Source organism: Streptomyces sp. NPDC090119 (assembly GCF_044747085.1).
GTDB lineage: Bacteria > Actinomycetota > Actinomycetes > Streptomycetales > Streptomycetaceae > Streptomyces.
In genome coordinates this window covers 792,164-804,672 of record NZ_JBIVDK010000001.1, presented here as the reverse complement: position 1 = coordinate 804,672, position 12,509 = coordinate 792,164, and the positions used below count along the sequence as shown (strand labels likewise).

11 protein-coding genes are annotated in these 12,509 nt (G+C 71.3%); 1 reads left to right on the top strand and 10 read right to left on the bottom strand.

The window, feature by feature from the left end; genetic code table 11:
• Positions 1 to 9: 9 nt before the first annotated feature.
• Complete coding sequence (locus ACIPPM_RS03580) at positions 10 to 1,200, bottom strand: MBL fold metallo-hydrolase (protein WP_401442426.1); 1,191 nt, start codon at positions 1,198 to 1,200, stop codon at positions 10 to 12.
• Positions 1,201 to 1,553: 353 nt separating this feature from the next.
• Positions 1,554 to 2,339 carry an SGNH/GDSL hydrolase family protein gene (locus tag ACIPPM_RS03575; protein ID WP_401444166.1) on the bottom strand — a complete coding sequence of 262 codons (786 nt, stop codon included), beginning with the start codon at positions 2,337 to 2,339 and terminating at the stop codon, positions 1,554 to 1,556.
• Positions 2,340 to 2,601: 262 nt separating this feature from the next.
• Between ACIPPM_RS03575 and ACIPPM_RS03570 the strand changes: the two genes are divergently transcribed.
• The gene (locus ACIPPM_RS03570; RefSeq protein WP_401442423.1) at positions 2,602 to 3,399 is read left to right on the top strand and encodes a tyrosine-protein phosphatase; all 798 of its coding nucleotides are present in this window, start codon (positions 2,602 to 2,604) and stop codon (positions 3,397 to 3,399) included.
• Positions 3,400 to 3,436: 37 nt separating this feature from the next.
• Here ACIPPM_RS03570 and ACIPPM_RS03565 read toward each other — a convergent pair whose 3' ends face one another.
• From ACIPPM_RS03565 to shc, 8 genes are all read right to left on the bottom strand, one after another.
• A complete protein-coding gene (locus ACIPPM_RS03565) occupies positions 3,437 to 3,559 on the bottom strand; it encodes a DUF6126 family protein (protein ID WP_401442420.1) in 123 nt (40 codons plus the stop codon).
• The gene (locus ACIPPM_RS03560) at positions 3,556 to 4,179 is read right to left on the bottom strand and encodes a helix-turn-helix domain-containing protein (RefSeq protein WP_401442417.1); all 624 of its coding nucleotides are present in this window, start codon (positions 4,177 to 4,179) and stop codon (positions 3,556 to 3,558) included. The genes ACIPPM_RS03565 and ACIPPM_RS03560 overlap by 4 nt, the downstream gene beginning before the upstream one ends.
• Positions 4,180 to 4,252: 73 nt before the next feature.
• Positions 4,253 to 5,638 (bottom strand): aspartate aminotransferase family protein, encoded by a 1,386-nt coding sequence (locus ACIPPM_RS03555; protein ID WP_401442414.1) that lies wholly within the window; start codon positions 5,636 to 5,638, stop codon positions 4,253 to 4,255.
• On the bottom strand, positions 5,639 to 7,537 hold the full coding sequence (gene dxs, locus ACIPPM_RS03550; RefSeq protein WP_401442411.1) for a 1-deoxy-D-xylulose-5-phosphate synthase: 1,899 nt from the start codon (positions 7,535 to 7,537) through the stop codon (positions 5,639 to 5,641). It abuts the gene before it with no gap.
• 34 nt (positions 7,538 to 7,571) lie between these two features.
• Positions 7,572 to 8,705: a flavodoxin-dependent (E)-4-hydroxy-3-methylbut-2-enyl-diphosphate synthase gene (gene ispG / locus ACIPPM_RS03545; protein ID WP_401442408.1), complete on the bottom strand. Its 1,134-nt coding sequence runs from the start codon at positions 8,703 to 8,705 to the stop codon at positions 7,572 to 7,574.
• Between the two features lie 4 nt (positions 8,706 to 8,709).
• On the bottom strand, positions 8,710 to 9,732 hold the full coding sequence (gene hpnH, locus ACIPPM_RS03540; protein WP_393591711.1) for an adenosyl-hopene transferase HpnH: 1,023 nt from the start codon (positions 9,730 to 9,732) through the stop codon (positions 8,710 to 8,712).
• A 5-nt stretch (positions 9,733 to 9,737) separates the two neighbouring features.
• On the bottom strand, positions 9,738 to 10,379 hold the full coding sequence (locus ACIPPM_RS03535; protein WP_401442405.1) for a 1-hydroxy-2-methyl-2-butenyl 4-diphosphate reductase: 642 nt from the start codon (positions 10,377 to 10,379) through the stop codon (positions 9,738 to 9,740).
• Positions 10,380 to 12,410, bottom strand: a complete 2,031-nt coding sequence (gene shc, locus ACIPPM_RS03530) for a squalene--hopene cyclase (RefSeq protein WP_401442403.1) — start codon at positions 12,408 to 12,410, stop codon at positions 10,380 to 10,382.
• Positions 12,411 to 12,509: the final 99 nt, after the last annotated feature.

Sequence of the window (12,509 nt, the reverse complement as noted above, 5' to 3'; positions counted from 1 at the left end):
GGTCAGGCGTCACTCCGCGAAGTCGAGATCCCCGCTCCGCTCCCCCGCGGCGGCCGGCACCGCTGGTCGCTGTGCGCGCCATGGGTGGGCGATCGGGCCGGACACCGACTGCCACCAGGGGTCGGTGGGGATCTTGCCGCCCGGCTCGAAGGGCTCGCCCGGGCGAGGGGAGGCGACAGGCTGGCCCGCTTCCGCGCTCGCGTCCCGCGTCCACTCCCCCGGTTCCGCCCACGCGTGCATCGCCAGGTTGAAGGTGCCCCAGTGGATGGGGAGGAGGACGCCGTGGGGGGTGCCGGACTGGAGGTCGAGGTGGGCGCGGAGGCCCTCTTCCGGGGTCATGTGGATGTCGGGCCAGTACGGGCTGTACGCGCCGATCTGGATCATCGTGACGTCGAACGGGCCGTGCGCCGCGCCGATGTCCTTGAAGCCGTCGAAGTAGCCGGTGTCGCCGCTGTGGTACACCCGGTGCTCCTCGCCCGCGACGACCCAGGAGGCCCACAGGGTGTGCTGGGTGTTGCGCAGGCCGCGCCCGCAGAAGTGGCGGGCCGGGGTCGCGGTCAGGGTCACCCCGCCGACCTCGGTGGACTCGTGCCAGTCCAGCTCGCGCAGCCGGTCCGGGGACACCCCCCAGTGTTCGAGGTGCGCGCCCACGCCCAGCGGGACGGCGAACAGGGTGTCGGTGTCGGCCAGGGCCTTGATGGTGGGCAGGTCGAGGTGGTCGTAGTGGTCGTGGGAGATGACCACCACGTCGACCGGGCCGAGCGCGGCCAGCGGCAGCGGGGCGGGGTGCAGTCGCTTGGGCCCGGCGAAGGGGAACGGCGAACAGCGCTCGCCCCAGACCGGGTCGAACAGCACCCGGTGCCCGTCGATCTCCACCAGCACGCTGGAGTGGCCGAGCCAGGTCACCCGCAGGCCGGAGACCGGCGTCTTGGACAGGTCGGCCACGGTGGTCGGGTGGACCGGGATGGTGCCGTGCGGTGCGCGGACGGGACGCGTGTCCTTGTCGAAGAACGCCTTGGCGAGGTCCAGCGCGGAGCCGGAGGGCCGGGTGCCGGCCGTGCCGCCGGGGTTCTGGAAGACGCCGTCCTTGAAGTGCGGGGAGCGGTGGATGCGCGCGAGGCGCTCACCGCGCGGTTCCGCGCCGAAGGCCTCGGGCTGTAGCGCGCGGAGCCCGGAGCTCAGGGAACGCAGACCGGACACGATACCTCCAGGTGGAGTCACTGCGGGCTCCCTCGTCGTCGGCGGCTGGGGCGGCCCGGAGCCGCCATGGGCCGGGTGACCCGGCCACCCGTCCCAACGCGCTCACGGCCCTCACTGTTCCCGAACAGTGTTCCGGATCTGACCCACCGCGAGCGGTCGACTCCGTTGCGCCCGGACGACGGCCACGCGACGAAAGCGTGCTGGGACCGCCGCCCCCGCGGATACCGGAGGTGCCGGGACGGCCGCCCCCGCGGATACCGGAGGTGCCGGGACGGCCGCCCCCGCGGATACCGGAGGTGCCGGGACGGCCGCCCCCGCGAGTACAGGACGTACGGCGGGGGCGGCGGGCGGCCTCACGCCACCGGCGCGATCCGCATCCTGATGTCGCTCGGCGACAGCAGGCCCTTGGCGACCACATGGTCCCCGGAGGACTCGCCGCGCAGTCGGCGGCCGATCCACGGCACGAGGTGCTGGCGCGCCCAGTGCACGTTGTCGCGCCGGATCTCCAGCGAGCCGCGCGGCGGCAGCACCGGCCACGCCTGCTCGGGGTCGGCCGGGACCGGGAGGCCGAGCGCCTGCCCGGCGCGCAGCGCCACCCGGGTGTGGCCCTCGGGCGAGAGGTGCAGCCGGTCGCCGTCCCAGGCCCTGCGGTCCTGGACGGACTTCAGGGACCACAGGTCCAGCACCGGGCAGTCGTACCGGTCGGCGATGGCCCGTACATGACCGTTGTACGTGGCGATCTTGCCGCGCAGGTGCTTGAGCAGCGGGACGCCGCGGGTGTCGAAGCCGGTCGCCACCAGCACGGTGCCCGCGCCCGCCGCGAGCTGGGCGACGGCGCGCTCGAAGCGCTCGGCGGCCTCGTCCGGGTCGGTGCCGGGGCGGATGATGTCGTTGCCCCCCGCACAGATGGAGACGAGGTCCGGGGCGAGCCGTGCCGCCTCGGGTACCTGGTCCGACGCGATCTGGTCGAGCAGTTTCCCGCGCACGGCCAGGTTCGTGTACATGAAGTCGCCTTCGGGGCGCCGGTCGGCGAGGAGTACCGCCAGCCGGTCGGCCCAGCCGACGAACGCCCCGTCGGGGCCGGGGTCGCCGACGCCTTCGGTGAAGCTGTCCCCCACCGCCACGTACGACCCGATCACTGTCCTGTTGTCATTCTCCGCATCGTCTGCCACGTCGGACCATGATTCACCTTCGGATGTGACCTACGCGACCGTAAGCAGGGGTTGACGAACGGTGAGATAAGCCACGCTTAAAGAATTTGCCAATCAAGGAATAGCGCTGTCGGCCGCCCTGTTGAACGGGCGGTCAACGGGGTCGGGGCCGGGGAAATCCCATGTCGTATCGTCGGCTGTGCGCCCGTCGACGAGCCGCGCGGCGGGGCGGAGCCTTCAGGGAGCACCCGTGACGCAGCAGGTCCCGTCGACCGAGCCCGAACTGGCCGCAGTCCGCAACTTCCGTGACGTGGGCGGCCTGCCGACGGTGGACGGACGCCGGGTGCGGCACGGGGTGCTGTTCCGCAGCGGGCATCTCGCGCACGCGACCGAGGAGGACGCGGCCTATCTCTCCTCCCTGGGCCTGCACACGGTCTTCGACTTCCGCAACACGGCCGACCAGCGGCTGGAGGGCCCCGATGTCGAGCTGCCGGGCGTGCGGAACGTGAACGTCCCGCTGAGCGACCCGGCGGACGGCGCCGAGTTCTGGCGGATGGTCCGCGACGGCGACCTCGACCAGCTGCGGGACATCCTGGCGGACGGCAAGGGCGCGGGCCGCATGATCGCCTCGTACCGGAAGATCGTCACCGAGCGCACCGCCGAGCACTCCCGGGTGCTGCACGCGCTGGCCGAGGACAGTGTGCCCGCGCTGATGCACTGCGCGGCGGGCAAGGACCGGGCGGGCATCTCGGTGGCGGTGACGCTGCTCGCGGTGGGCGTGGAGCGGGACGCGATCATCGCCGACTATCTCGAGTCCAACGCCAAGCACCGGCGTTACAAGGTCCGGCGGAACGGTGACCAGGCGAGCGCGTACACGCCCGAGGTGATGGAGCTGCTCAGCCCGCTCTTCGACGCCCGCGCCGAGTACCTCGCGGCGGCCTTCGACAGCATCGAGGACACCTGGGGCGACGTGGACGCGTACCTGGAGCGGGGGCTGAAGCTCTCGGACTCCGCGCGGGGGCGGCTGCGCGAGCGGCTGGTCGACTGACCGCCCGTCCCGGCCGCCCCTCGGCTCTCGGCGCCGATCAGTTCTTGGCGCCGAGTGTGAACAGCAGGTAGAGGAAGGCGGCCAGGAGATGGCCGAGCACGACGTAGATGATCACCCGGACCCACAGGGCGGGCGGCAGCTTGTCCTCGATGTCACTCATGACGGCTCTCCGGTGGGATGGCCCAGGCACAGCGTGGCCGTGGGGCTCTGCAGCAGGGTGTGGACGAACAGCAGCTCGACGCCGTCGTGGTCGTCGGCGTTGAGGCGGTGCGGGGTGAGCGAGTCGAAGTGGGCGCTGTCCCCGGGCGCGAGCAGGTGGGAGCTGTCCCCGAGGCGCAGCCGCAGGCGGCCGTCGAGGACGTAGAGCCATTCCTCGCCGGGGTGGACGCGCACGATGTCGCCCTGGGGGCGGTACGGCACCCGCACGCGCAGGGCCTGCATGCCGCGGCCGGGGGAGCCGGCCTGGAAGTAGGTCCAGCCCGCGGCGCGGGTGGGTTCCATGTCGGCGGCGCGGACGATGGCGTCCCGGTCGGCGGCCGTCTCACCGAGCAGGTCGGAGACCGTCGTACCGTAGATGCGGGCGAGGGCCAGGAGCATCGGCAGCGAGGGCTGGCGGTGGCCGGTCTCCAGCCGGGAGAGGTGCGCCGGGGAGAGCCCGGCGGCCCCGGCCGCGGCCTCCAGGGTGAGACCGGCCCGGCGGCGCAGGGCGCGCAGTTGGGGCGCCACGGCGGGCAGGTCGTCGCCCTGGCCCGCCGGGGAGGCCGCTTCGGAGGCGTTCATGCCTCCATTCAGCCGGAGTTTTGCCCGCTGGGCAATTTTCTTGCCTCAGAGGCAAAAACCACTGCGAAAAGCCTCAGCGTCCGGCCACCGCCTGCTTGATCAGGGTCCGGCCGAAGTCCCACATCAGCCCGCCGCCGCTGTGCGCGTCGTCCATGACGGCGGTGAAGGCGTCCACGAAGCGGTCCACGTCCGCCTCGTCGATCACCAGCGGCGGGATCAGCTTGATCACCTCCAGGTGGTCCCCGGAGACCTGGGTGAGAATCCGGTGCCGCTGGAGCAGCGGTACGACGACCATCTGCGCGAACAGCCCCTTGCGGGCGGCCTGGAGCATGGTCCAGCGGCCGCGCAGCTTGAGCGAGTCGGGGCGGCCGAACTCGATACCGATCATCAGCCCCCGCCCGCGCACGTCGGCCAGCAGCTCGTACTTGCCGATGAGCGCGGCCAGCCGGGACTTCAGCAGCTCGCCCATGGTCCGGGCGCGGGCGACGATCTGCTCGTCCTCCATGACGGAGAGCACGGCGAGCCCGGCGGCCATGGCCTGGGCGTTGGAGCCGAAGCTCGCGGAGTGCACCAGGACCCGGTCCATGGACGAGTAGACCTTCTTGAAGATCCAGTCCTTGCCGAGCGTGGCGCTGACCGGGACGTAGCCGCCGGAGAGCGCCTTGGCGACGCACACCAGGTCGGGTTCGACACCGTCCTCGTGCTGGTAGGCGTAGAAGTCGCCGGTGCGGCCGAGGCCGGTCTGCACCTCGTCGGCGATCAGCAGCGCCTTGTGCTTGTGCAGCAACTCCTGCGCGGCGCGCAGATATCCGGGCGGCGACTCGTGCACGCCCTTGCCCTGGATCGGCTCGACGATGAGGGCGGCGACATCACCCTTCTTCAACTCCCTTTCCAGCGCGGCGAGATCACCGAGGGGTACGGCGGTGTCGGGGAGCAGCGGGGCGAAGCCGTCGCGGAAGCCGTTCTCGCCGTTGACCGACAGGGAGCCGGTGGTGAGGCCGTGGAAGGCGTGGTCGCAGTAGAGGACGCGGGGGCGGCCGGTGGCGAAGCGGGCGAACTTCAGGGCGGTCTCGACGGCCTCGGTGCCGCTGTTGCCGAAGAACACCCGGTCCAGGTGCGGGCTGTGGGCGAGGAGGCGTTCGGCGAGCAGGCCGGGCAGCGGCTGGCAGTCGAAGCGGGTGAGGTCGGCCAGGTTCAGGTCGAGCACGTCGTGCAGGGCCTTGCGGACGACCGGGTGGTGGCGGCCGAGGCCCATCACGCCGAACCCGGCGAGCATGTCGAGGTAGTCGTTTCCCTCGGCGTCGAAGAAGTGGGCGCCCTCGGCGCGTTCGTAGACCTTGTCGAAGCCGATGGTGTGCAGCATGCGCGGGAGTTGGGGGTTGAGGTGGCGCGTGTGCAGGTCGTAGCGCTCGGCTCCGCGCGCGGCGAGGAGGGCTTCGAGGTCGAACTCCGTACTCATTCAGCTCTCCTGGTTCTGCCGTGCGCCGACGTCCTTGACGGCGAGGCTCGCGCTGATCCGCCCGGCGATCTCCACCGGTGTGAGACCGATGTCGGCCAGCACCTCAGCGCGCTTGGCGTGCGCGAGGAACTGGTCCGGGATGCCGAACCGCCGTACGGGCACGTCCACGTCGGCGTCCCCGAGGGCCAGCGCCACGGCCGAACCGACGCCCGCCGCACGGCTGTTGTCCTCGACCACGGCCACCAGCCGGTGCGCGGCGGCGAGTTCGGGCAGCGCGGGGTCGACGGGCTTGACCCAACGTGGGTCGACCACCGTGCAGTCGATCCCGCGTGCTCCGAGCAGCGAGGCCACCTGGAGGCAGACGGGTGCCATCACGCCGACGGAGACGAGGAGGACGCCGGGCTCGTCGTCCCGGTGGAGGACGTCCATGCCGCCGACGTGGCCCAGGGCCGGGACCTCGGGGCCGACGGACTCCTTGGGGAAGCGGACCAGGGTCGGCGCGTCGTCCACCGCGACCGCCTCGCGCAGCTGGGCGCGGAGCTGGGCGGCGTCGCGCGGGGCGGCGATCCTGAGGCCGGGGACGACCTGGAGGATCGACATGTCCCACATGCCGTTGTGCGAGGCGCCGTCGACGCCGGTGACCCCGGCGCGGTCGAGCACGAAGGTCACTCCGCAGCGGTGCAGGGCCACGTCCATGAGCAGTTGGTCGAAGGCGCGGTTGAGGAACGTCGCGTAGACGGCGACGACCGGGTGCGCTCCCCCGGTGGCGAGGCCCGCCGCGGACACGGCCGCGTGCTGCTCGGCGATGCCGACGTCCCAGACCCGGTCGGGGAAGCGGGCGGCGAACGGGCCGAGGCCGACCGGGTGCAGCATGGCCGCCGTGATGGCGACGACGTCCTCGCGCTCCTCCGCGATCCGGACGATCTCCTCACCGAACACCGTGGTCCACGAGGGTCCGCCGGAGGGGGTGAGCGGGGCGCAGGTCAGCGGGTCCATCACCCCCACGGTGTGGAAGTGGTCCTCCTCGTGGGCGAGGGCAGGGGGATAGCCGCGTCCCTTCTCGGTGAGGCAGTGCACCAGCACCGGTCCGTGGAACCGCTTGGCCCGGCGCAGCGCGGACTCGACGGCGCCGATGTCGTGCCCGTCGATGGGGCCCACGTACTTCAGCCCGAGGTCCTCGAACATGCCCTGCGGGGCGAAGGCGTCCTTGAACCCCTTCTTGGCGCCGTGCGCGGCCTCGTAGAGCAGACCGCCGACGACCGGGGTGCGCTGCAGCGCCTCCTTGCCCCAGGCGAGGACCTGCTCGTAGCCGTCGGTGGTGCGCAGCGTGGCGAGGTGGTTGGCGAGGCCGCCGATCGTGGGCGCGTAGGAGCGCTCGTTGTCGTTGACGACGATGATCAGCGGCCGGTCCTTGGCGGCCGCGATGTTGTTCAGCGCCTCCCAGGCCATGCCACCGGTGAGCGCGCCGTCCCCGATGACCGCGACGACGTGCCCGCGCTCCCCCAGCACCTGGCGCGCCTTGGCGAGGCCGTCGGCCCAGCCGAGGGAGGTGGAGGCGTGGCTGTTCTCCACGATGTCGTGCTCGGACTCCTCACGCGAGGGGTAACCGGACAGGCCGCCCTTGCCGCGCAGCTTGGAGAAGTCCTGACGGCCCGTCAGCAGCTTGTGCACATAGCTCTGGTGCCCGGTGTCCCACACGATGCGGTCGACCGGTGACTCGAAGACCCGGTGCAGGGCGATGGTCAGTTCCACCACGCCCAGGTTGGGGCCGAGGTGCCCCCCGGTCCTCGACACCGCCTCCACCAGGAACTCGCGTACTTCACCGGACAGTTGGTCCAGTTCTTCCTGCGACAGCGCCTTCAGGTCGCGTGGTCCCCGGATGCTCTCCAGAATCGTCACGCTGGCCCCCTCTCGGTCCGTGCCGTGCTCTGCCTCAACTCACCTGATCCGCTTGGCCGGTCTCCTCGGCCAGCCGCATGGCCTCCTCGATGAGGGTCTCCACGATCTTCGACTCCGGGACGGTCTTGATGACCTCGCCCTTCACGAAGATCTGGCCCTTGCCGTTGCCGGAGGCAACCCCGAGATCCGCTTCTCGCGCTTCACCGGGGCCGTTCACCACACAGCCCATGACCGCGACCCGCAGCGGGACCTCCATACCGGTCAGGCCCGCCGTGACCTCCTCGGCCAGCTTGTACACGTCGACCTGGGCACGCCCGCACGACGGGCAGGACACGATCTCCAGGCCGCGCTGCTTGAGGTTCAGCGACTCCAGGATCTGCAGGCCCACCTTGACCTCCTCCACCGGCGGCGCCGACAGCGAGACCCGGATCGTGTCACCGATGCCCTCGGACAGCAGCGCACCGAAGGCCACGGCCGACTTGATCGTGCCCTGGAACGCCGGACCCGCCTCCGTCACACCCAGGTGGAGGGGGTAGTCGCACTGGGCGGCGAGCTGCCGGTACGCCTCGATCATCACGACCGGGTCGTTGTGCTTCACCGAGATCTTGATGTCCCGGAAGTCGTGCTCCTCGAAGAGGGACGCCTCCCACAGCGCCGACTCCACCAGCGCCTCCGGCGTGGCCTTGCCGTACTTCTGCAGCAGGCGGCGGTCCAGCGAGCCCGCGTTCACGCCGATCCGGATCGGCGTGCCGTGCTCCTTGGCGACCTTGGCGATCTCGCGGACCTTGTCGTCGAACTGCTTGATGTTGCCCGGGTTCACCCGGACCGCCGCGCAGCCCGCCTCGATCGCCGCGAACACGTACTTCGGCTGGAAGTGGATGTCCGCGATCACCGGAAGCTGCGACTTCCGCGCAATGGTGGCCAGCGCGTCCGCGTCGTCCTGCGTCGGACACGCCACCCGCACGATCTGGCAGCCCGACGCCGTCAGCTCCGCGATCTGCTGCAACGTCGACCCGATGTCCGAGGTACGCGTCGTCGTCATCGACTGCACCGACACGGGCGCCCCGCCCCCGACCGGCACCGAACCCACCTGGATCTGCCGCGACACCCGGCGGGTGGCGACAGGACGGGCCGGTACCTCGGGGACGCCCAGGGAGACGGCGCTCATGGCCTCACTCCCGGTTTCCGGAGACGGTCTCGCGCATGGCCCGCAGCGACTCCTTCAGGGAGCCCATGGTGGCGAGGACGGCGGTCGGCTCGTAGCCGCAGTGCGCCATGCAGTTGGCGCAGCGCGGGTCCTTGCCGCGGCCGTACTTGTCCCAGTCGGTGTCCTCGACCAGCTCGCGGTAGGTCGGCACATAGCCGTCGCTCATCAGGTAGCAGGGGCGCTGCCAGCCGAAGAGGGAGTAGTTCGGGATGGCCCAGGCGGTGCAGGGGAAGTCGACCTTGCCCTCGAGGAAGTCCAGGAACAGCGGGGAGTGATTGAGCCGCCACCGCCTGCGGTTGCCGCCGGAGAACGCCTTCTTGAACAGCTCGCGGGTCTGCTCGACGCCGAGGAAGTGCTCCTGGTCGGGTGCCTTCTCGTAGGCGTAGGCGGGCGAGATCATCATCTCGTCGACCTGGAGGTCGTCGTTGAGGAAGTTCAGCACCTCGACGATGGTCTGCGGGGTGTCGGTGTTGAAGAAGGTCGAGTTGGTGGTGACCCGGAAGCCGCGCTGCTTGGCCTCCTTGATCGCCGCCACGGCCTCGTCGAAGACGCCTTCCTTGGCCACGGACTCGTCGTGCCGCTCACGCAGCCCGTCGATGTGCACCGCGAACGCGAAGTACGGGGACGGCGTGAACTTGTCCATCTTCTTGCGCAGCAGCATGGCGTTGGTGCACAGGAAGACGTACTTGCGCTTGGCGACCAGCTGGCGGACGATCTCGTCGATCTGCGGGTGCATCAAGGGCTCACCGCCCGCGATGGACACCATCGGCGCGCCGGACTCCAGCACCGCGCCCACGGCCTGGGCGACCGGCATGCGCTGCTTGAGGACGCCCGCCGGGTGCTGGATCTTCCCGCAGCCCTCGCACTTGAGATTGCAGGCGAACAGCGGTTCCAGCTCGACGATCAGCGGAAACTTGTCCCGCTTGCGGATCTTCTGTTCGGCCAGGTATGTAGCGACCTTGATGGACTGACGCAACGGCATGGCCATCTGGCTCACCTCCGGGGGAGCGGCAAGGAACGGTGCCATTCGAAGAAAGCGGGAAGGACGGAACGCAGAACGCGGAAGGCTGATATTCCACCGCGAAGCGTTCCGATCCGGACAAGTTCATGTTCTGGAGCGTCCACGACCACTCGTACGGCCGCAACCGGGCGGGGGCCCGCGCCGACGGCGCTCCGCAGGGTGGCCGCCGACTCCATGTCGACCGCGATGGCGCCGGTCGCCAGCAGATCGGCGCGTTCCGGGCCCCGGACCACATGGTCGGAGCCGGTCAGGGGGCCGGTGTGGACGGTGCGGCCGGGGACGGCCCGCCGCAGCTCCTTCACCAGCAGATCGGTGCGCACACAGGGGACGGTCCCCCGCTCGTCACGGGTCTCCTCGGCGACGACCAGGTCACCGGGGTGCATGCCCGGTGCCAGCCCGGCGCAGAAGCCGGTGGCCAGCACGGCGGCGTCGGTCATCCCCGGACCGGCGAGCCGCTCGGTGACGGACCGCTCCGCCGCCCGGGGGCCCATGCCGGTGCGCAGGACGCCGAACCGCGCCCCGACCCCGCCGCGGTCGCCGGTGCGCAGGGCGAACCGCTCGATGCCGAGCGCGCAGACGATCAGCAGCGGTGCCGAGGCGGGCCGGGGTCTCATTCAGCTCCCTCCGGCCACGGCGCGGACGCCTCGGCGGGCGGCCAGGGGCGCCTTGTCGAAGGGGTCGCCGTGCAGGTACCGGCCGAGCGCGGTGAGCGGGAAGACCTGCCGGTAGAGGTGGTAGTTGATCGAGAAGTCCCAGGGGAAGCCGGTGCCGGTGAAGTACGGCTCGTCCCAGGAGCCGTCCGCCCGCTGGGTCTCGGCCAGCCACCGCACACCCCGCTCGACGGCCCCCGAGTCCCGCTCCCCCGCCGCGAGCAGCGCCATCAGCGCCCAGGCGGTCTGGGAGGCGGTGGAGGCGCCGCGGCCGCTCCACTCCTTGACGTGCTTGTAGGAGCGCAGGTCCTCGCCCCAGCCGCCGTCGTCGTTCTGGACCTCCCGCAGCCAGTGCACCGCGCGGCGGATCGCCGGATGGGAGACGGGGAGTCCGGCCGCGGTCAGGGCGGGTACCACCGAGCCGGTGCCGTAGACGTAGTTGACGCCCCAGCGGCCGAACCAGGAGCCGTCGGCCTCCTGTTCGTCGAGCAGCCAGGTGATGCCGCGCCGGGTGCGCGGGTCGTGGGCGAGTCCTTCGGCCGCCATCATCTCCACGACGTGCGCGGTGACATCGGCGGACGGCGGGTCGATGACCTCGCCGAAGTCGCAGAACGGCAGCCGGTTGGGGAACGGGCTGGTGTTGTCGACGTCGAAGGCGCCCCAGGCGCCGTTCTTCGACTGCATCCCGAAGTTCCAGCGCACCGCCCGCGCGATCGCCCCGTCCATCCGGGCGGGGTCGGGGTGCTGGACCCGGCGCAGCGCGAGGGCGACCTCGGCGGTGTCGTCGATGTCGGGGTAGTTGTCGTTGTGGAACTCGAACGCCCATCCGCCCGGCGGGAGTTGGGGGCGCTTGACGGACCAGTCGCCGGGGCGGCGGATCTCCTCGCCCAGCATCCAGTCGGCCGCCTTCAACAACTGCGGGTGATCGGCGGGGACTCCGGCGTCGGCCAGCGCGATGACGGCGAGGCAGGTGTCCCAGACCGGGGACTGGCACGCCTCGATCATCCGGGACCCGTCCTCGCGCCAGATGGCGAACCGGTCCAGCGACGCCAACCCGGCCCGCATCACCGGGTGTTCGAGGTCGTAGCCCATCAGGTGCAGTGCGATGACCGAGTACACGGCCGGGGGCTGGATGCCGCCCCAGCAGCCGTCGTTCTCCTGGCGTTCGACGATCCAGCGGGCCGCGGTGTTCATCGCGGCCCGGCGCAGCCGGGGCGGTACCGCCTTGCGCAGCCGGTGCACCATCCGGTCGAGCCGCTGGAAGGCACCGTCCCAACTGGCCAGCGGAGCAAGCGGCTTGGGCGGGTTGGGGTTGGCCGGGTCGATGTGCAGCTCGTCGAGCGGGAAGGGTGCCGGGCGGACCGGACGCGTGGCCGAGACGATGGTCAGCGGCACGATGGTCTGCCGCGCCCAGCAGCCGAAGTCGTAGATGTTGAGCGGCAGCCAGGTGGGGAACCAGATGAGTTCCGGGGGGAGTTCGGGCAGGTCCTCCCACTTCCACCAGCCGAACAGGGCGAGCCAGATCCGGGTGAAGACGCGGGCGGAGGCGATGCCGCCGCGGGCGCGGACCCAGGCCGAGGCGCGGGCCATGTGGGGGGCGTCGGGGGCGTCACCGGCCAGGCGGAGCGCGACGTACGCCTCGACGGTGGCGGACAGCTCGCCGGGACCGCCGTAGAAGGTCGCCCAGGCGCCGTCGGCGCGCTGCTCGCCGCGGATGAACAGGGCGGCCGCGTGGGTGGTCGCCTCGTCGCGGATGCCGAGGAACTGGCGCAGCAGGAGGTCCTCGGCGTCCATGGTGACGTTGGTCTCCAGGTCGCCCTTCCACCAGCCCCCGGGGTCCTGCGCGGCGAGCAGGAACTCGGTGGCCCGTGCCACGGCGTGTTCGGCGGCCTCGGGTACCCCGGCCACCAGGGGGGTGGTGCTGTCGGTGTCGCTGGCCGCGGCAGCGCGGGGCGGGATCGTGGCCCCGGTGCTTCCGTCGGTCGTCGCTGTCATGGCTTCCCCTTTGCGCAGTCGTTCGAGTCGTGCTGCTGTGGGTCCGCCGTCGGCCGGTGAGGTGCATCGCGCCGCACCGGCCGGCGACTACGCGAGGAT